Annotated in this window: 18 protein-coding genes; 9 read left to right on the top strand and 9 right to left on the bottom strand. The window is 74.8% G+C overall.

Annotated elements, in window-relative coordinates; genetic code table 11:
- Nucleotides 1-59 precede the first annotated feature (59 nt).
- Both EWH70_RS24475 and EWH70_RS24480 read left to right on the top strand, forming a co-directional pair.
- Nucleotides 60-1,235: a phosphotransferase gene (locus EWH70_RS24475; protein ID WP_205669235.1), complete on the top strand. Its 1,176-nt coding sequence runs from the start codon at nucleotides 60-62 to the stop codon at nucleotides 1,233-1,235.
- Between the two features lie 21 nt (nucleotides 1,236-1,256).
- Complete coding sequence (locus EWH70_RS24480) at nucleotides 1,257-1,553, top strand: hypothetical protein (protein WP_130477825.1); 297 nt, start codon at nucleotides 1,257-1,259, stop codon at nucleotides 1,551-1,553.
- On the opposite strand, the gene EWH70_RS24485 is transcribed toward EWH70_RS24480, so the two are convergent.
- Both EWH70_RS24485 and EWH70_RS24490 read right to left on the bottom strand, forming a co-directional pair.
- Complete coding sequence (locus EWH70_RS24485) at nucleotides 1,550-2,497, bottom strand: zinc-binding dehydrogenase (protein WP_130477826.1); 948 nt, start codon at nucleotides 2,495-2,497, stop codon at nucleotides 1,550-1,552. The two genes, EWH70_RS24480 and EWH70_RS24485, sit on opposite strands and share 4 nt — an antisense overlap.
- Complete coding sequence (locus EWH70_RS24490; RefSeq protein ID WP_205669236.1) at nucleotides 2,442-4,649, bottom strand: MMPL family transporter; 2,208 nt, start codon at nucleotides 4,647-4,649, stop codon at nucleotides 2,442-2,444. The genes EWH70_RS24485 and EWH70_RS24490 overlap by 56 nt, the downstream gene beginning before the upstream one ends.
- Before the next feature lie 101 nt (nucleotides 4,650-4,750).
- Between EWH70_RS24490 and EWH70_RS24495 the strand changes: the two genes are divergently transcribed.
- Both EWH70_RS24495 and EWH70_RS24500 read left to right on the top strand, forming a co-directional pair.
- Complete coding sequence (locus EWH70_RS24495) at nucleotides 4,751-5,449, top strand: response regulator transcription factor (protein WP_130477827.1); 699 nt, start codon at nucleotides 4,751-4,753, stop codon at nucleotides 5,447-5,449.
- Nucleotides 5,446-6,819: a sensor histidine kinase gene (locus EWH70_RS24500; RefSeq protein WP_130477828.1), complete on the top strand. Its 1,374-nt coding sequence runs from the start codon at nucleotides 5,446-5,448 to the stop codon at nucleotides 6,817-6,819. Before EWH70_RS24495 ends, EWH70_RS24500 begins: the two co-directional genes overlap by 4 nt.
- A 93-nt stretch (nucleotides 6,820-6,912) precedes the next feature.
- Here EWH70_RS24500 and EWH70_RS35880 read toward each other — a convergent pair whose 3' ends face one another.
- Nucleotides 6,913-7,134: a VOC family protein gene (locus tag EWH70_RS35880; RefSeq protein ID WP_205669238.1), complete on the bottom strand. Its 222-nt coding sequence runs from the start codon at nucleotides 7,132-7,134 to the stop codon at nucleotides 6,913-6,915.
- 48 nt (nucleotides 7,135-7,182) lie between these two features.
- Between EWH70_RS35880 and EWH70_RS24510 the strand changes: the two genes are divergently transcribed.
- Nucleotides 7,183-8,502, top strand: a complete 1,320-nt coding sequence (locus EWH70_RS24510) for a serine/threonine protein kinase (RefSeq protein ID WP_165436394.1) — start codon at nucleotides 7,183-7,185, stop codon at nucleotides 8,500-8,502.
- Nucleotides 8,503-8,606: 104 nt separating this feature from the next.
- Here EWH70_RS24510 and EWH70_RS24515 read toward each other — a convergent pair whose 3' ends face one another.
- The 3 genes from EWH70_RS24515 to EWH70_RS24525 are packed head-to-tail and all read right to left on the bottom strand — an operon-like array spanning nucleotide 8,607 to nucleotide 12,837.
- Nucleotides 8,607-10,703 (bottom strand): transglutaminase TgpA family protein, encoded by a 2,097-nt coding sequence (locus EWH70_RS24515; RefSeq protein ID WP_130477830.1) that lies wholly within the window; start codon nucleotides 10,701-10,703, stop codon nucleotides 8,607-8,609.
- Nucleotides 10,700-11,878 (bottom strand): DUF58 domain-containing protein, encoded by a 1,179-nt coding sequence (locus EWH70_RS24520; RefSeq protein WP_130477831.1) that lies wholly within the window; start codon nucleotides 11,876-11,878, stop codon nucleotides 10,700-10,702. Before EWH70_RS24520 ends, EWH70_RS24515 begins: the two co-directional genes overlap by 4 nt.
- Nucleotides 11,879-11,883: 5 nt before the next feature.
- Nucleotides 11,884-12,837 (bottom strand): AAA family ATPase, encoded by a 954-nt coding sequence (locus EWH70_RS24525; protein ID WP_130477881.1) that lies wholly within the window; start codon nucleotides 12,835-12,837, stop codon nucleotides 11,884-11,886.
- A gap of 89 nt (nucleotides 12,838-12,926) precedes the next feature.
- On the opposite strand from EWH70_RS24525, the gene EWH70_RS24530 reads away from it, so the two are divergent.
- Nucleotides 12,927-13,376 carry a hypothetical protein gene (locus tag EWH70_RS24530; protein ID WP_130477832.1) on the top strand — a complete coding sequence of 150 codons (450 nt, stop codon included), beginning with the start codon at nucleotides 12,927-12,929 and terminating at the stop codon, nucleotides 13,374-13,376.
- On the opposite strand, the gene EWH70_RS24535 is transcribed toward EWH70_RS24530, so the two are convergent.
- Nucleotides 13,363-14,643 (bottom strand): sensor histidine kinase, encoded by a 1,281-nt coding sequence (locus tag EWH70_RS24535; RefSeq protein ID WP_240687202.1) that lies wholly within the window; start codon nucleotides 14,641-14,643, stop codon nucleotides 13,363-13,365. The genes EWH70_RS24530 and EWH70_RS24535 overlap by 14 nt on opposite strands.
- Nucleotides 14,640-15,308 carry a response regulator transcription factor gene (locus EWH70_RS24540; protein WP_130477833.1) on the bottom strand — a complete coding sequence of 223 codons (669 nt, stop codon included), beginning with the start codon at nucleotides 15,306-15,308 and terminating at the stop codon, nucleotides 14,640-14,642. The genes EWH70_RS24535 and EWH70_RS24540 overlap by 4 nt, the downstream gene beginning before the upstream one ends.
- 55 nt (nucleotides 15,309-15,363) lie before the next feature.
- Here EWH70_RS24540 and EWH70_RS24545 point away from each other — a divergent pair, with 55 nt between their 5' ends.
- Genes EWH70_RS24545 through EWH70_RS24555 form a run of 3 tightly spaced genes read left to right on the top strand, consistent with a single transcriptional unit; the run spans nucleotide 15,364 to nucleotide 18,119 of the window.
- The gene (locus EWH70_RS24545) at nucleotides 15,364-16,737 is read left to right on the top strand and encodes an AfsR/SARP family transcriptional regulator (protein ID WP_165436395.1); all 1,374 of its coding nucleotides are present in this window, start codon (nucleotides 15,364-15,366) and stop codon (nucleotides 16,735-16,737) included.
- Between the two features lie 37 nt (nucleotides 16,738-16,774).
- Entirely contained in the window at nucleotides 16,775-17,431 is a 657-nt protein-coding gene (locus EWH70_RS24550; protein ID WP_130477835.1) for a helix-turn-helix transcriptional regulator, read from the top strand.
- A gap of 22 nt (nucleotides 17,432-17,453) precedes the next feature.
- A complete protein-coding gene (locus tag EWH70_RS24555; RefSeq protein ID WP_130477836.1) occupies nucleotides 17,454-18,119 on the top strand; it encodes a response regulator transcription factor in 666 nt (221 codons plus the stop codon).
- A gap of 6 nt (nucleotides 18,120-18,125) precedes the next feature.
- Here EWH70_RS24555 and EWH70_RS24560 read toward each other — a convergent pair whose 3' ends face one another.
- Nucleotides 18,126-18,656: a M23 family metallopeptidase gene (locus EWH70_RS24560; protein WP_130477837.1), complete on the bottom strand. Its 531-nt coding sequence runs from the start codon at nucleotides 18,654-18,656 to the stop codon at nucleotides 18,126-18,128.
- Nucleotides 18,657-18,895: the final 239 nt, after the last annotated feature.

Raw genomic sequence — 18,895 nt, forward strand, 5'->3', positions numbered from 1 at the left:
TTAAAGAGTCCTCATCAACGGCTCACCGGCGTGTCATCCGCGGCTCGCACAGTGGGGTCATGGCCGCACCACTGACCCTGCTGACCGGCGAGACCGCGGGCGACCTGCTCGGCGCGGTACTCGCCGAGGCAGGCGGTGTCGTCGAGCAGTGGTCGGCCACCCAGGTCGACCACCAGCCCGGCAGGCGCACCACCGTCAGCTACTCGGCCCGCGTGCGCTGGCCGGACGGCACGGTGACCGGCGAGACGTTCGGCGCCTGCTCGGGTGACCTGCCCGGCGGCGTCGCCCGGCTGAGCGACGGCACCACCGAGATCGGCATGTGGCGGTTCCCGTTCGACCCCGCGCTGCCCGGGCTGCCGGTGGCCTGCGACCCCGAGCGGGCCCGGCGGCTGGTGCTGCGCAGCGGCGTGCGGGCCGACGGCCCGGTGCGGGTCCGCGTGCGGGCCTACCGGCCGCGCCGCCGCGCGGTGGTGGAACTCGGCCTGCCCGGCAGGCGCCGGGTGTTCGTCAAGGTGGTGCCGCCCGCGCGGGCCGCCGGCCTGCACCGCAGGCACCGGCTGGCCGAGGGCGCCGCCGTGCCGGAGTCGCTGGGCTGGACCGACGACGGCCTGGTGCTGCTGGCCGGGCTGCCCGGCCGCACCCTGCGCGAGGAACTGCTGGCCGGGGGCGACGGCCCGGTGCCGCTGGACCCGGACAGCGTCACCGCGGCGCTGGACGGCCTGCCGCCCGCGCTGGCAGCCGGGCCACGCCGGCGCACCTGGGGGCAGAAGGCCGGCCACTACGCCGGTGTGCTCGCCGACGCCGTCCCCGGCCTGGCCGGCCGGGTGCACGCGATCGCCCGGGCCGTCGACCACGGTGAACCCGAGGGACCCGGCGTGCCCGTCCACGGCGACTTCTACGAAAGCCAGCTGATGGTCCGCGACGGGCTGGTCACCGGCCTGCTCGACCTGGACACCGCCGGGCGCGGTGAACGACTCGACGACGAGGCCTGCCTGCTGGCCCACCTCGCGGTCCTCGCGCAGACCCGCCCGGCCCTGCGCCCGCGGGTCGACGACCTGCGCGACCGCGTCCACCGCCACCTCACCCGGAGCACCGACCCGGCGGCGCTGGCACGGCGCACCGCGGCGGTGGTGCTCTCGCTGGCCACCGGGCCTCACCGGGTGCAGGAACCCGGCTGGCCCGCCCGCACCGAGCAGCGGGTGGCACTGGCCGAACAGTGGCTCGACCGAGCCTGAACCCCGAGAAGAGGAGAACACATGAACAGCAAGCGTCCCTGGATCGTCGCCGGTGCCACGCTCGCGCTGGCCGGTTTCGGCACCGCGGTGGCTGTCGCCGCCGACAGCGGCCCGGTGCACGACTCGCGGCCGGCGCCGGTGGTCCAGCAGTACGACCCGGCTCCGCAGCAGGCGGCGGCGGTGGACGACTCGCCGGAGTCGGCGGACTCCCCCGCCGCCTCGGTCAACGACTCCGCGGACTCGCCCGCCGCCGCGCCCGCGCCCCCGTCGCCGGACAACACCGCCGACAGCGCCGCCACGGCTGACAGCCCCAACTAGACGGTCAGCACCGTCTTGCCGACGACCGTGCGTGCCTCGATCGCGGCGTGGGCGTCGCGGGCCCGCTCCAGCGGGAACGTGGCGCCCACGCGCGGGCGCACCGCGCCGGACGCGATCCGCTCCATCGCCAGCTTCATCAGCCGGGACCGTTCCTCGCCCGACGGCGAGGACACGATCCCGGACAGCGCCACACCCCGGGCGCGGGCCTCGTCCGCCTCGACGCCCGCGAAGTCACCGCTCGCGGCGCCGTAGGCGCGGAACCGGCCGCCGCGGGCGGTGACGTCGAACGCCGCCCTGCCGATCGCGCCGCCGATGCCGTCGAAAACGACGTCGGCGCTCAGCCCGTCCGTCCACTCCGGACGGCTGTAGTCGACGACCGCGTGCGCGCCCAGTTCCCTGGCGGCGGCGAGCTTGCGTTCCCCGCGGGCGGCCGCGATCACCTCGGCACCGGCGGCCCGGGCGAGCGGGATCAGCCAGGACCCGAGGCTGCCACCGGCGGCCGTCACCAGCACCCGCTCCCCCGGCCGCGGCGCCGCCCCCTCCAGCTCACCCAGCGCGGTGGCGCCGTCGTGCAGTGCCGCCAGCGCCGCCTCGGCCGCCACGCCCTCGGGGACCGGCACCAGATCGGCCACCGCCGCCTCCACCCGCTCGGCGTAGCCGCCGGAGAAGCCGAGGTGCGCGACGACCCGCCGGCCCGCCCAGCTCGCGTCCACCCCGTCACCCAGCGACCGCACCGTGCCCGCGACCCCGGCGCCGAGCACGAACGGCGGCTCGAGCCGGAAGTACTCCCCGCCCCAGCCGGCGCGTAGCTGGGTGTCCAGGAACAACACCTCGGCGTGGGACACGTCGAGCACGACGGTGCCCGGCCCCGCCACCGGATCGGGTGCCTCACGCACCCCGAGCACCTCCGGACCGCCGAACGCCGACGCCGCGATCACCCTCATGAACAACCTCCCGTGTCGTAGTCGCCTCCACCCTGAACCCTGAACCTTTGTTGAGGTCAAGCCTGAGAATCCGGGCGGCCCAGCCGGGCAGCCACCAGTTCCACCGGCCCAGCATCGCCACGGTCGCCGGGAGCAGCACCGACCGGATCAGCGTCGCGTCGAGCAGGATCCCCAGCCCCACCCCGGAGGCGAACACCGCGACGTCCAGCTCCCCGCCGAGTGCCATCGACGCGAACGAGAAGAACAGGATCAGCGCCGCCGCGGTCACCAGCCGCCCGGTGCGGCCGACCCCGGCCACCACGGCGTCCACTGTGGACCCGGTGCGGTCGTACTCCTCCCGCATCCGCGCGAGGATGAACACCTCGTAGTCCATCGACAGCCCGTAGAGGAACGCGAACACGGTGATCGGGACGAACGTGCCGATCACGCCGTCGGGCTGGATTCCCAGCAGCGCCTCGGTTCCCCAGCCCCACTGCCACAGGATCACCAGCACCCCGAGCACGGCGCCGAGCGAGAGCAGGTTGAGCGCGATGGCCTTCAGCGGCAGCAGCAGCGAGCGGAACGCCCGCGCCAGCACCACGAACGTGAGCACGGCCAGCACCGCGAGCATCCACGGGAACGCTCCGTAGGTGACGGTGAGGTAGTCCAGCTGCTGGGTGGCGTTGCCACCGACCGCGACGCCACCGGGCACGGCCGCCCGCACGCGGTGCACGGTGTCCCGCCCGGCCGGCGTGCCCGCCTCGTCGGCGGGCAGCACGGTGAGCAGCGCCGAGCCGTCCCGCCGCCAGGCCGGGCCGGACGGTGCCGCCACCGCGTGCACCCCGGGCACCGCCCGCAGTGTGGCGGCCACCGCGCCGGGGTCGGTGCCCGGCGGGACGTACACGTCGAACGCGGTCAGCGGCCCGGTGGGGACACCGGCGTCGCGCAGTGCGCTCAGCCCGGCGTGGCCGGGGCCGGTGCGGGCCAGGTCCCCGGTGACCGGCAGGTTCAGGTTGATGCCCAGCGCCACCAGCGACAGCGCCGCGAGCAGCCCGGCCGCACCGGCGGCCAGCGGCCTGCGCCACCGCACGACCAGCCGGGCCCACGCCGTCCAGCCGCGCTGCTCCCGGGCGGCTCCGCGGGGCCGGGCACGCGACAGCAGCAGCGGCAGGACGGTCAGCGTGACGGCCGCGCTGGCCGCGGTCACGGCGGCGCCGCCGACGGCGAGGCTGCGCAGCAGCGGGATCGGCAGCACCAGCATGGCCAGCAGGCCGATCCCGACCGCGACGCCGGAGAACACGACGGCCCGCCCGGCGGTGGCCATCGCCCGGTGCACGGCCTCGTCACCGTCGATGCCGCGGGCGCGTTCCTCCCGCCAGCGGGTGACCAGGATCAGCGCGTAGTCGATGGCGATGCCGAGGCCGAACAGCGGCACCATGGTCAGCGTCGTCTCGTGGATGTCCACCACCAGCGCCGCGGCCAGCAGCCCGAGCAGTGACACGGGCAGCGCGATCAGCGCGGTCAGCAACGGCACCAGTGCCAGCGCCGAGCGGAACACCCAGCCCAGCACGAGCACGGCCAGGCCGATGGTGACCAGCAGCTTCACCGAGACGTCGAGCCCGCCGGTGTCGGCGCCGGTGGCCAGCGGGTCCAGGCCGGTCACCCACAGCTGGGCGCCGGGTGGCAGCCGGGGCCGCAGTGCGGCGTCGACGGCGGTGTCCAGCCCGGCGTCCTCGCCCAGGGCGCTGCCGGGCAGGCCGCCCTGCTCGACCGGGCCGCCGAACACCAGGGCGAACGTGGTGCGGCCGCCGTCCCCGGTGAACCCGCGGTCACCAGTGTCCACATAGGACACCACGCGGGCGCCGGTGGCGGCCGCGACCTCGGCGAACCCGCGGCGCAGCGCGGCCGTCACGGCCTCGTCGTCGACCGTGGCGCCCTCGGGCAGGGTGATCACCGGGAGGTAGGGCCGTTCGTAGCCGCCGGTGCCGTAGGTGTCCAGGATGCGCTGGTTGGCCTCGTAGCCGGGCAGGCCGGGGTAGCTGTTGCTCTCCGACACCGTCGGCAGCAGCACGGCGAGCGCGCCACCGCCGCCCAGCGCCAGCAGCAGGGCGACCACGACGGTCAGCCTGCGGTGCCCGAGCACGAACCGGGACAGTCTCTCCAAGTTCTCCATGCCGTCCAGCGCACCAGCCGGCTCTGCGGCCGCCGTGCGAGCGATCTGGGAGTTCTCTGTGAATGCCGGTCCGCGGCGCCGCCTGCGGTCAGACTGTCCCCATGAGCCCACCACCGACCCGCGTGCTCGTCGTCGACGACGAGACCTACCTCGCCGACCTGGTGGCGACCGCGCTGCGTTACGACGGCTTCGACACCGCCATGGCGGGCACCGTCCGGCAGGCCGACGAGCTGGTGACCGCCTACGCGCCGGACCTGGTCGTGCTGGACGTGATGCTGCCCGACGGGTCCGGGTTCGACCTGTGCCGGCGCTGGCGCACCCAGCGCGGCGTCGACGTGCCGGTCGTGTTCCTCACCGCGCGCGACGCCACCGAGGACAAGATCGCCGGGCTGTCCGACCAGCTGGGCGACGACTACGTCACCAAGCCGTTCAGCCTGGAGGAACTGGTGGTGCGGGTGCGGGCGGTGCTGCGGCGCAGCAAGCCCGGCGGCCGGTCGGCGCGGCTGGCCTTCGCCGACCTGGAGATCGACGACGAGGCACACGAGGTCCGCCGGGCAGGCACCCGCATCGAGCTCACGCCGACCGAGTTCGCGCTGCTGCGGTACCTGGTGGCGCACGCCGGCCGGGTACTGACCAAGCGGCAGATCCTCGACCACGTCTGGCAGTACGACTTCGGCGGCAACGACGGTGTCGTGCAGACCTACATCTCCTACCTGCGGCGCAAGGTCGACGCCGCGGGCCAGCCGCTCATCCACACCGTCCCGCGGATCGGCTACGTCGTCCGCCTGCCCGGGTCATGACCCTGCGGACACGGCTGGTCCTCACCGTGCTCGGCCTGCTGAGCGCCGGGCTGGTCGTCGCGCTGGGGGCGACGTTCGGCGCGCTGCAGGACTGGAAGGGCCGCCAGGACGACGACGTGCTCTCGGCCGTGGGCCGCCAGGTGGAGGCGACCGGGCTCGGCGACACCGGCGCGGTGTGGCAGCGGCTGGCCGCCGACGGCGTCGTGCCGTCACTGCTGCAGCTACGTGGTCCGGACGGCCGGCTGCTGCGGTCGTCGGGACCGGGCGGCCTGACGCTGCCCGACCCGCTGCCCGCCGAGCTGTGGCCGGACCGGCCCGGCGGCGAGCGGTTCGCCGAGCCCGCCGACGGCTGGCTGGTCCGGACGAGCTGGGCCGGGCAGGACATTCTCGTGGTCGGCGCCCGCACGGACAGCTCGGACGAGCTGCTCGACCGCACCCGCAACGTCGTGCTGATCTCCGGCGGCGCCGCGTTGCTCGCCGTCGCGCTGCTGTCCTGGCGGCTGGTCCGCCGGGAGCTGCGGCCGCTGGCCGGCATCGCCGAGGCGGCCCGGCACGTCGGCCCGGACGAGCTGTCCAGGCGGGTCCCGCACGCCCGGCCGGGTACCGAGGTGGGCACGGTCGCCACGGCACTGAACGGCATGCTCGACGAACTGCAGGCGGCGTTTCACGCGCGGGAGGCGTCGGAAGAGCGGCTGCGGCGGTTTGTCGGCGACGCCTCGCACGAGCTGCGTACCCCGATCGCCACCATCCGCGGCCACGCCGAGCTGTTCCGCCGCGGCGCCGCCGACCGGCCGGAGGACCTGGCGAAGGTGCTGAGCCGGATCGAGTCGGAGGCGGCGCGGATGGGGGTGCTGGTCGACGAGCTGCTGCTGCTGGCCCGGCTCGACCAGGGCCGCCCGCTGCGGGCCGAGCCGGTCGAGCTGACCGGGCTGGCCGCCGACGCCGTCGCCGACGCGCTGGCCACCGCGCCGGGCAGGGACCTGCGGCTGGAGCACGACGGGCCGGTGACGGTGACCGGCGACGCCGACCGGCTGCGGCAGCTGCTGGCCAACCTGCTGGACAACGTCCTGCGGCACACCCCGCCCGAGGCCTCCGCCGTGGTGCGGGTGCGTGCCGGGGCGTCGGTCGAGGTGGCCGACACCGGCCCCGGCATCGACCCGGACGAGGCGGACCGGGTGTTCGAGCGCTTCCACCGGGGTGTCCACAGTGGACACGGGTCCGGGCTGGGACTGTCGATCGTGGCGGCCGTGGCGGCCGCACACGGCGGTTCGGCGTCGGTCACCGCGACACCGGGCGGCGGGGCTACGGTCCGGGTGCTGCTGCCAGCCGCAGGCCGTGCAGGGTCGTCTCGGGCGGGTTCGGGCCGGTGAGCAGCAGCGTGGTGATGGCGTCGGCGGAGCCCTCGGTGAAGTGCGCGTGCCCGCCGGGCAGCGGGACCACGGTGCCCTCGGCCGCGATCCCGGTCAGCCGGCCCAGCCGGTCATGGCCCTGCCGAACGCCGAACCGGCGAACTCGGCGTGGTCGACGACCGACAGGATCTCGACGTAGCGCTCGTCCGGGCGCCACGCGCCGTTCTGGAAGCCGTCGAACGGTTCGTTGGTGTGCGCGGGCAGCCCGGCCGCGGTGTAGTCGTCCACGGCGGCCGCGACGTCGGCGACGCAGTGCAGCAGGTGGTCGAATCTCACGCTAGTTAGCCTGCCTTACTTACCGGGTTCACTACGATGGGCGGCGAGATGAACACACCCGCACTCGCCCCGCTGGGCACCGGCCCGGTCGCCACCGTCTACGCCGGCGTCACCGAGACGGGCGAGGCGGCGGCGGTGAAGGTCTACCCGGCGCCGCTCGACCGCGACACCCGTGCCGCGCTGGACCGGGAACTGGCCGCACTGGAGGCACTGCGCCCGGTCGCGGCCGTGCTGTCGGCGGACGAGCTGGAACTGCTGCCGGACGGCCGCCCGGCACTGTGGATGCCGCGGGCCGCCCAGTCGCTGGCCGACCTCACCGCCGGCGGGCAGGGCCTGCCGGTGCTCGACGCGCTCGTCATCGCCGAGGCTGTCGCGCTCGCGCTGGCCGCGGCGCACCAGGCCGGTCAGGTGCACGGCGGCGTGACGCCCGGCAACGTGCTGCTGCTGCCGTCCGGCGAACCGGTCCTGGCCGACTTCGGGGTGGTGCTGCGGCAGCGGTTCACCCCCGGGGAGTCCCGGCGGGCCGTCGACTTCGCGGCGCCGGAGGCGGTGCGTGCGGGCACCCTGGACGAGCGCGGCGACGTGTACGGCCTCGGCGCGATCCTGCATCTCGCGCTCACCGGCCGGTCGCCGCATCCGCCGCGGGTCGGCGAGCAGCCGGGTCAGCACATCCTGCGGGTGCTCAACGAGCCGGTGGCGCCGGTGACCCGCGCGGACGTCCCGCAGGCGGCGACCGGGCTGCTGGCCGTCCTGCTGGCCAAGGACCCGGCGCACCGCCCGGACGCGGCCACGGCCGCGCGCAGGCTGAGCGAGCTGGTCAACGGGTCCGCTGAGTCCACTGTGGACACCGCTGGTCCGGCAGCCGCGCGGCCGCCGGTGACCGCGCCGGTGCTGCCCGAGCCGATCGCCGTGGTCGAGCCCCGCGGGCAGCGCCGGCCGGCGTTGTCCCGGCACCGCACGGCGATCCTCGCCGCGGGCGGGCTGGTGCTGGCCGCCGCGCTGGCCGCGGTGTTCCTGCTCGGTGGGCAGGAACAGCCGCCGCCCCCCGCCGAACCGCCGGTGGGGGCCCCGGTCCCGGCGCCCGCACCGCAGCCCGGTACCGGCCGGGTGGACCTGGACCCGCCCGCCGACCACGGCACCGAGGCCGAGCTGCGCTGGCGGGGTCCGGACAACCTGTTCTACGTCGTCATCGTCACCGAGCAGGGCCTTCCGGAGCCGCGGCCGCCGATCCTGGTGCAGCGCAAGACGTCGGCCCGGGTGCCGGTGGAGCCGGGCAAGCAGTACTGCTTCCTGGTGCAGGGCACCGACGCGCGCGGCGTCTACAACAGCCAGTACCAGCCCTTCCGCGGCGCCACCTGCCGCCGCTGACCGCCTCGCCTGTCGCCCCCGCGCACTGCACGTGAAGGCCACCTTCAGCACGTCAGACGTAATGAAGGTGGCCTTCACGTGCTTCGACGCTCAGCCGGGCACGCTCACGATCGCGGGGGCAGCAGGGCGCGGGCGTTGAACGCCGCCCGCAGCCGTGCGCCGGCCGGTCGCCGGGACAGTCCCTTCCGGACCGCCCGCACCGCCTGCCACGCCGGGCCGGCGGGGACCGAGCCGCCCGACCACAGCGCCGCGTCCACGGTCACCGCCAGCGACCGCAGTGCGTCCACTGTGGACTCGTTGGTCAGCGGTGCGGACGCGGCGGCCAGATCGCGCACGGTCATGCCGACCGTCACCGGGACGCCGTGTGCCCGCAACCGGTCCCGGGCCTCGGCCCACGCCGCGACGGCACCACCGCGGCGGCGACGGCGCCACGACCGCACGGCCGTCGCCAGCGGCACCCCGAGCAGCCAGCCGAGGACAACCACGGCCAGCACGGCTCCGGCCACCACGGCGGCCAGCGGCCAGTCCCACGAACCGCCGGGCTCCTCCCCCGCGCCCGGCGGGGCCGGCGGCAGCGGCGGGTCCCGCAGTTCCTGCGGCGGCGGGAGCTGCGCGCGGGCCCGCTCGGTCACCTCGGCCAGGCCGCCGCCGGTGCCCGAGCCGGCGGCGGCGTTGCCGATCGGGTCCAGCGGAACCCAGCCCACCCCGGCCACCGCGACCTCGGGCCAGGCCAGGACGTCGGCGTTGCGCACCACGAACTCGCCGGCCGGCGTCGGCTGCGGCGGCGCGCCGTAGCCGACCGCGACCCGGGCCGGGATACCCAGCAGGCGGGCCAGTACGACGTAGCCGGTGGCGAACTGCTCGCTGGTGCCCTGCTTGGTCTCCAGCAGGAACCGCCGCAGCTGCGGCCAGGCGTGCCCGGTGGGGATGTCCCGCCCGGTGGCCAGTCGGTAGTTGTCGGTGAAGAACCGTTCCAGCGCCAGTGCCGCCTCGAACGACGGCCGCACGCCGACCGCCTCCCTGGCCAGCTTCTCGATCTCCGGCGGCACCCCGCCGAGCGCGCCGAACCCGCCGGGGGCGTGCGGATCCAGTGCCGCGCCGGACAGCCGCGCCGGCTCGGTCTCCCACCAGCTCAGCGTGTAGCTGGCCGCGCGGGCCGGCGGGCCCGCGGTGACCAGGGTGCCGCGGGCCTCGTCGACCAGCGGGTCCACCCCGCCGACCGACGCGGGCAGCGGCTGGCTGGGCAGCCACGGCCCGTCCAGCGCACCGGTCGTGGTCACCGCGGCACTGCGCCGCTGGACCGGCACGGTCACCCCGGTCCCCGGTGGCAGCTCGGCGCCGACCCGGCGGAAGCTCCCGCCCGCGGTCCAGCTGACGCCGTCGAACTGGTCCAGCACGGCGACCGTCCAGTACGCCGGGCGGGCGTCGCTGGTGTAGCGGAACACCTCGACGTCGGGGCGGGTCAGCCTGCTGGCGATCTCGCCGAGCGGGTTGGCCACGGCCGCCGCGGACAGCGGCGCGGTCTCGTCCTGCTTCAGCGACCACGCCGGCCTGCCGAGCGGGTCGGCCATGCCGACGGCCAGCGCCCCCACCACACCGAGCGCGACGGCGGGCGCGGCCAGCAACGCGATCCGCTGCCCGCGCACGCCGACGTGGTCGCCGGTGTCCACCAGCAGCAGCCCGGCCACCGCCGCGACGGCCAGCGCCACGGCCAGCGCGGGACCGGCGCTCAGCGCGGAGTACGCCTGGCTCAGCCCGATCACCGCCAGCCCGGGCAGCAACGCGGGCAGCGGGCTGCGCAGCCGGTGCAGCAGTTCCAGGCCGATCGTGGCCGCGACGACGACGGCCACCGGCACGAACGCCAGCAGCCGCGGTTCGGGCCGGGCGGGCCAGGTCGACTGCAGGGTCAGCTGCCAGCCGTGCAGAACCCCGTCGGCGAGCACGCCGAACGCCTGCCCGGTGGGCACGCCGACCACGGCCACCGCGACCGCGAGCAACCCGGCCACCAGCACCAGCAGCGACCGCCACGGCACCAGGCCGGGCAGGCGCCGGCACAGTTCGGCGACCCCGAACGCGACCAGCACGGCCAGGCCTGCCGGCAGCCAGAGGGCACCGAAGGTGAACACCGGCGCGAACAGCAGCCCGCCCAGCAGCACGAGGGCGAGCACACACGCCTGCGCGACGCGGGACCGGCTGATCACGACACCACCGCGTTCCACTGCCGGATGGCCGACTCGGCGTCGACGGCGCTGATGCTGCGGGCCTTGGCCACCCCGGCGACGCCGTGCACGCCGAGGCCGTCGACCCCGAGCCCGTGGGTGCCCACGCCGATCACGAACAACGACGAGTAGTGCGGCCGCAGCGTGGCCAGGCCGCTGAGGTGCTCCTTGCCCGCACGGCCGGTCACCACCACCAGGCAGCCGCCGCGCAGCCCGGTGCGGCCCGGCTTGGCCAGCTCGTCCGGGATCATCGCCGGCGCGTTGCCCCGGGACGCCTCGCACAGCACGTCCATCAGCTGCCGGACGGCGGGCGGCCCGCCGAAGACCATGCGGTCCTCGCCGTCGGCGGTGAGCAGCCGGCACCGGTGCCCGGCCCGCGCCGCGGCGCTGACCAGTGACGCGGCCACCTCGACGGCCTCCTCGAACTCCTGCGCGGACAGCACGGCGGTGCGGGTGTCCAGCAGCAGCGTGAACCGCGGCTGGTCGGGGTCGACGTAGTCGCGCACCATCAGCTGCCCGGTGCGCGCGGTGGCCTTCCAGTGCAGGTGCCGCACCTCGTCGCCGACGACGTACTCCCGCACATCACGCAGGTCCGACGACCCGCGCAGGGCGTCGTCGGTGGTGGTGCCCTCGTGGTGGTGGCGGGGATGCCCGCCGACCAGGGCGCGGGCGGCGTGCACCCGGGGATGCACCCACAACGTGGCGGTGCTGCCGGTGGACAGCGGGCGGCGGACCAGGCCCAGCGGGTCGGCACGTTCCAGCGTGAGCGGGCCGACCGTCAGCTTGCCGCGTGCCGAGGTGGGCAGCTCGTAGTGGTAGGTCGCGGTGGCACCGGGAGCCAGCGGGCGGACGGTGACGCCCAGCGACAGGTCGCGTTCCAGCCGTTCCCGCGCGGTGAATCCGGCCTGCCGCCTGGTTCCGGGGTTGCCGACGAGCAGCCGGGCCAGTGCCGGCCTGCCCTTCTCCACCCGGTCCGGGTGCACCTCGCGGTGCACGTCGACCCTCGGCCGCCGGAACGTCACGGCCACCCCGGCCAGCAGCGCGCCCAGCGCGGCACCGGCCAGTGCCCTCGGCAGTGGGTGCCCGGCCAGTTCCCCCAGCCCGTACAACACCAACGCGGCGACGCCGACGGCGACGCCCCTGCGGGTCAGCCGCATCCGTCTCAGACCTGGTTGATGGCCGGTGCGGGCGTGGCGGACAGCGCCTCGCCGACGATGTCGGCGGCCTCGCGCTGGTTCAGCTCGGCGTCCGGGGTGAGCACGAGCCGGTGTGCCAGCACCGGGACGGCGACGGTCTTGATGTCGTCGGGGGTCACGAACCGCCTGCCCTCGGTGGCCGCGAGCGCCTGCCCGGCGCGGACCAGCGCGATGCTGCCGCGCGGGCTGGCGCCGTAGCGCACGGCGACGTGCTTGCGGGTGGCGTCGGCCAGGCGCACCGCGTAGGAGCAGATGGCCGGGTCCAGATGTGCCGCGCGCACCTCGGTGATGGCCGCCTGCAACGTCTGCAGGTCGACCACCGGCTGCAGTTCGTCGGGGCTGACCCTGGCGCAGTCGCTCATGATGACCCGCACCTCGGCGTCGTGGTCGGGATAGCCCACCGACACCCGCATCAGGAACCGGTCCAGCTGCGCCTCGGGCAGCCGGTAGGTGCCTTCCATCTCGATCGGGTTCTGGGTGGCGATCACCAGGAACGGGTGCGGCACGTCGTTGGTCACCGAGTCGACGGTGACCCGCCGCTCGGACATGACCTCCAGCAGCGCCGACTGCGTCTTCGGCGTGCCGCGGTTGATCTCGTCGGCCAGCACGACGTTGGCGAAGATCCCGCCGCGGTGGAACTCGAACCGCTCGACGTTCTGGTGGTATACCATCACCCCGGTGACGTCGCCGGGCAGCAGGTCCGGGGTGAACTGGATCCGGTTCCACTCACCGCCGATGCTGCGTGCCAGGCACCGCGCCAGTGTGGTCTTGCCCAGTCCGGGCACGTCCTCGATCAACAGGTGGCCCTCGGCCAGCAACGCCACGACGGCCAGCCGCACGACTTCCGGCTTGCCCCGCATGACCTGCTGGATGTTGTCCGACACCAGCTGATAAACGCGGGTGGACAGCTGCTCGTTCATCCCCGGCATGCGCGTAGCGTACGCCCTGCGATACACAACAGGTCCACGGTTGACGCAACCGCGACAACCATCGACAGGCCGGGGGCACGGTGGCACGGGAGTCCGGGGGGCGGGTACTGCCCGCGGTCCTGCTGGCGGTGCTGGTCGCGCTGCCGGTCGGCGGCTACCTGGTGGCCACCGGGTCGCCCGCGCCGGACGACCCGCCCGCGCCCGCCGTCACCGAACGCCCGGTCCTGGTCGGCACGCTGGCGCTGGAACCGGCCGTGCCCGCCGCGGGCCAGCCGGTCACCGCGCGGGCACAGCTGTCGGCGGACCGGCCGGTGCGGCTGCGCTCGCTGACGGTCAAGGTCACCGACGCGGCAGGCGGCTCGCTCGACTTCCCGGTGCTGCGCGACCTTCCGCTGAGCACCACGCCCCAGGAGGTGACGCTGCACCGGGCACTGCCCGCGCCCGGGCAGTACACCTACTTCCTGGCCTACCAGATGCCCGACGGCACCGAGGTTTCGCTGCCGCCGTGGCAGCGGGTCATGGTGCGCTGACCGGCAGGGCCAGCTCGAAGATCGCGCCGCCCTCGTCGCGGTTGTAGACCCGCAGCGTCCCGCCGTGCACCTGCGCCACCCAGCGCACGATCGACAGCCCGAGCCCGGACGACCCGCCACCGCTGGAAAACCGGTCGAACATGGTCTCCACAACGGACTCCGCGACACCGGGCCCCTGGTCGGCGACGATCACCCGGCCGTCCAGCACGGTGATGTGCACGACCGACAGCGCGCCGGGCTGGTGCCCGTGCCGCAGCGCGTTCTCCAGCAGGTTGGCCACCGCACGGCGCAGCAGCGCCGGCTCGGCGTCGACCATGGTGGGCGCCGCGGTGACGGTGACCGTCGCGCCCCCGGCCGGGGTGTCGTCGACGACGCCCTCGACGAGCTGGTCCAGCCACAGCCGCTGCCGGTCCAGCTTCTCGATACCGGCGACCAGGCGGGCGCGGCGCAGCAGCACCTCGATGATGCTGCCCATGGCGGCGGACAGCCGGACCACCGTGGGCAGCAGCCCGGCCTGCTCGGCCGGGTTGCTCTGCGCGGCCTGCGCGGTGGTGCGCAGGGCACTGACCGGGTTGCGCAGGTCGTGCGCGATGCCGTCGAGCAGTTCCTCCTGCTGCCCCAGCGCGGCGGCGGCCGGGCCGACCGAGCGGCGGGCCAGCAGGAACGCCCCCGCGGCGACGGCGGCCACCACCAGCACGCAGCCGCCGATGACCAGCGTCGCGAAGCCCACGTGGCGGTCCTGCTCGGCCCCGGCGTCGGCCACCGCCACCACGGCGCCGACCGGCTCGCCGCGCTGGTTTTCCAGCGGCAGGGCGGCGGTGTAGACCAGGCTGTCGTCGACCCCGGCGCGGTAGCCGGTGACCAGGTTCCTGGCCCGCACCGCCTCGGTGGCCAGTGCGGACAGCATCGCCGCGTCCGGCGTCCGGTCCGACACGCAGCGCCGGGCACTGCGGTGCCCGACGAACTGCTCGGTCCCGGCAGCGGGCAGCACGGCGAACTCCGGGCAGCGGGTGTTGAGCGGGTCGGCGTTGACGTCGGCGGTGGCGATGGCGTCACCGCCGATGCCGACCTGCCGCGACACCGCGTCGACCACCCGGCGCACCTCGCCGTCGAGGCGGGCCCTGCCTTCCGAGGCGTCGCTGGCGATGGCGACCCAGGCCAGCAGGGTCAGGCCGAGCGCGGTCATCACGGCGAACAGCAGTGCCTGCAGGCGCGGCAGCCTGCGCAGCCGGTCGGCGGAGGACAGTGAGGCGGGCGCGGTGGTCACGACAGCCGGTACCCCACGCCGTGCACCGTGTGGATCAGCTGCGGCTGCCCCAGTTTGCGGCGCAGCCGCTTGATCACCACATCGGCCACATTGGACATCGGATCACTCTCGGCGTCCCAGCAGTGCTCGATCAGGTCGGTGCGGGACACGGCCTGGCCGGTGCGGGTGGCCAGGTACTCCAGCACCGCGAACTCCCGCCCGCTCAGCGTCAGCAGCACCCCGGCCCGCCGGACCTCCCTGCGGGCGCAGTCCAGTTCCAGGTCGTCGTGGCGCAGTACCGAGGGCCGCCCGCCGGCGGCCCGGTGGCACAGGATCTGCACCCGGGCGGCCAGTTCGCCGGTGTCGAACGGTTTGACCAGGTAGTCGTCGCCGCCGTGCTCGAACCCGCTGACCCGGTCGGCGACGCCGTCCAGCGCGGTGAGGAACAGCACCGGCACGGCCCAGCCGGACCGGCGGCGCTCGTGCACGAAGTGGATGGCGTCGCCGTCGGGCAGCATCCGGTCGAACACCACGCAGTCGTAGGTGCTCCCGGCCAGCGCGTCGCCTGCCGCGCCGAGGCTGCCCACCGGCTCGACGTCCAGCGACTCGGCACGCAACGCGGCCGCGACGCCGGTGCGCAGCGCCACGTCGTCCTCGACGACGAGCACCCGGTGCTTCGTTGTCATCAGATCCTCATGTGTCCCGGTGGATCGTTGCCGCATCCGATTCAGGAGGTGTGCGGTGACGTTCCGAGTGCTCGGTCCGCTGGAGGTCCACGACCCGGCCGGCAGGCCCGTCGAGCTGGGCACCGGCAAGTCCGTGACGCTCCTGTCCGCGTTGCTCCGCCACGCTAACCGCTGGGTCAGCATAGAGCAGCTGATCTCCACGATCTGGCATGAACAGGCCGTGCCGGCGTCGGCCGTGCGCAACCTCAAGACCTACGTCTGGCGGTTGCGCCGCACCCTCGGCGCGGCCCGGATCGACAGCCGCGCGGGCGCCTACCGGATCCGGCTGGCCCGCGGTGAGCTGGACAGCGACCGGGCGCGGGCGCTGCTCGCCGCCGCCGGGCACGTCCCGCCCGCCGAGGCGGCTGGGCTGCTCACCGAGGCGGCGGAGCTGTGGCGGGGCCGCCCCTACGCCGAGCTGCCCGAGTCCATGGTGGCCGACCTGGTCACCGAGCTGGACCAGCTGCGCTGGCAGGTCAGGGAACGGCTGGCGGCGGCACTGACCGCCGCCGGTCACCACGACGAGGCCGCCGCGCTGCTGCGGGAACTGACCACGCAGGACCCGTTGCGGGAGGGCCCGCAGGCACGGCTGGTGCTGGCACTGCACCATGCCGGCCGGCGGGCCGAGGCACTGGAGGCCTTCCGGCGTGCGAGGGCCGAGCTGGTCACCGAGCTGGGGGTGGAGCCGGGCCCGGAGCTGGCCGCCGCGCACCGCGCGGTGCTGGGCGCCGCCCCGCAGCTGCCCGCCCCGGCACCGCACTTCACCGGACGGCAGGCGGAGCTGGCCAGGGTGGCCGCCCTGCTGCGGGCCGGGCGGGTGCTGTCGGTCGACGGTGTGCGTGGCGTCGGCAAGACCGCGCTGGCCGTCCGGGCCGCGCACGACCTGGCCGCAGGCTTCCCGGACGGGCGGGTGCTGCTGAACCTGCGTGGCCACGACGTCCGCGGCCCGCTGCCGGTCGCCGAGGCGCTGGCCCGGTTGCTGCGGGCGGTCGGCGCCGACGTTCCTGCCGATCCGGCCGGCCGGGCGGCCGCGTGGGCCGCGGCGCTGGCGGGCAGGCGGGTTCTGGTGGTCCTCGACGACGCGGCCTGCGCCGCGCAGGTGCGGCCCCTGCTGCCGGCCGCGGGACCGGCGGCGGCGCTCGTCACCGGCTCGCACCCGCTGCCGGGCCTGCCGGCGCTGACATTGCGGCCGCTGCCCGACCGCGACGCGTGGCGGCTGCTGCGCGCGGAGGTGGGCGCCGTCGCCGAGACCGAGGCCGCCGCGGCGGCGCTGCGGCGGTGCGAGGGCCTGCCGGCGGCGATCCGCGCGGCCTCCACCCTCCTGCTCAACGGTCTGCTGTGGACAGAAGGCCGACTGGTGACCGCCGGAACGTACGGATCGGCGGCGTGATGACGAACCCGACCACGCTTTCGATCGGAGGTCCGCGATGACCCACACCCTGTCCGAGCGCCCGGCAGGCAGCACCACGTCCCGGCCGGGGGTCGCCGACTTGCTCGCGTCGGCCACCACCGAGATCGTGGTGCTGGCCGCCGATCCGGCCGGTGTGCTGCCCGCCGCGCTGCTGCGTCACCTCTACCGTGCCGATCTGGTGCCCGGTGTGCGTTTCCGCGTGCTGGTGCCGGACAACGCGCGGCTCGCGCCGAAGGCGGCCGCCCGGCTGCGGGCGCTGTCCACGGCGGGTGCGGTGGTGCGCACGGCACCCGAGGTGTTCACCGACGTGCTGGTGGTCGACGGGGCGCTGGCGATCGTGCCTGCCGACCGGGCGCCCGGCGGTGCCGCCGTGCTCGACCTGCCCGGGGTCGTCGGCACGTTCCTGGAGCTGTTCGCGCGGGGCTGGGCGGGCGCCGTCCCGCTGCTGGCCGCGGACCTGCCGCAGACGGAACTGTCGGCGCGGGAACGGGATCTGCTGCTCCTGCTGTCCGAAGGCTGCACCGACGACTCGGCCGCGGCGCGGCTGGACGTGTCGGTGCGGACCGTGCGGCGGATGGTGGCCGACCTGATGCACCGGCTCGGCGCCCGCAGCCGCTTCCAGGCGGGCGCGAAGGCGGCGGGCCGGGGCTGGCTGCTGCCCGCGACGACCTGAGGGTGGGCTACCGTGGGTACTCGTGCGCGTTCTGGTGGTCGAGGATGTCGAGGACCTGCGCAGGGGGATCCACTCGTCGTTGCGGACGGCGGGGTTCGCGGTGGACGCCGCGGCCGACCTGCCGGAGGCCGACGAAGCCTTGCATGTCAACACTTACGACTGTGCGGTGTTCGACCGCATGCTGCCCAGCGGTGACGCGCTCGCCTACGTCGCGCGCAGGCGGCAGGCCGGCTGGGCGGTCCCGGTTCTGTTCCTGACCGGGCTGGGCAGTGTCCCGGAACGCCTGGACGGGCTGCGGCACGCCGACGACTACCTGGTCAAGCCGTTCGACACCGCGGAGCTCGTCGCCCGGGTGCGCAGCCTGTGCCGCCGCGCGGGTGCGGCCGCGTCGCCGCTGCTGCGGGTCGCCGACGTCGAACTGGACACCGCGCGGCACGAGGTCCGCAGGGCCGGTGTGCTGCTGACGCTGACCCGGACCGAGTTCGCGGTACTGGAACGGCTGCTCACCGACGCGGACCGGCCGGTGTCGCGTGCCGAGCTGATCCGGCACGCCTGGGACGAGATGGCCGATCCGGCGTCCAACGTGCTCGACGTCGTCATCGCCCAGCTGCGCCGCAAACTGCGCAAGCCGCCGTTGATCCACACCGTGCGGGGCACCGGTTATCAGGCCGGCGCCCCGCCAGGGTAGGGCCTCTTAGCAGCCGGTGCTGCTGGTGACCGTGGTGTTGCCGAAGTACTTGATGGCCAGCCCGTTGAGCACGACGCGCCGCACGGAGCCGTTGAGCTTCTGCTCATAGTGCAGGTGCGGCCCGCTGGAACCGCCGCTGTTGCCGACCTTGCCGATGATCGTGCCGGTGCTGACCGACCTGCCCACCGAGGTGTTGAAAGCGCTCAGGTGCGCGTACAGCGTCTGCCAGCCGCCGCTGTGGGTGACGACGATGTACTTGCCGTAGCTGGTGTTGCCGAGGTCGCGCACGGTGGTGACCTTGCCGGGCGCGCTGGAGCGCACGTTCTTGCCCTGTGCGCCGGAACGCTGGAAGTCGACGGCGTTCTGCGGGTTGTGGTTGGTGCGGGTGTTGGCGTTCCAGACCTGCCCGCAGTCGAACGGGGTCCGGAAGTTGATCGCCTGCGGTTCGACCTGGGCCGCGGCCGGTGCGACGGCTCCCGCCATCAGCATCGCGCCCGCCGCCAGCCCGGTGAACACCTTGCCGAGCGTTTTCAACATGACGTGCTCCTCCACTGTGCAGGGTGTGGGTGCGCCGCAGACGGTAAGAAACCCACGTACAAATGCCGTACAAAGCACACGATTGCCGTGGCCCTGATGCCGTGAAGGGGGCCCTCACGGCATGCGACACCAGGGGCCTGGCGAAGTCGGGGTGCCGTGTGCCCCCAATGTGGCATTGGGGGAGTTCAAGTTCCCCAATGCCACATTGGGGAACTTTGCTGGATCTCTTTCGTGGTGAC

Origin of the sequence: Amycolatopsis suaedae, assembly GCF_004214935.1 — a bacterium.
Taxonomy (GTDB): Bacteria; Actinomycetota; Actinomycetes; order Mycobacteriales; family Pseudonocardiaceae; genus Amycolatopsis; species Amycolatopsis suaedae.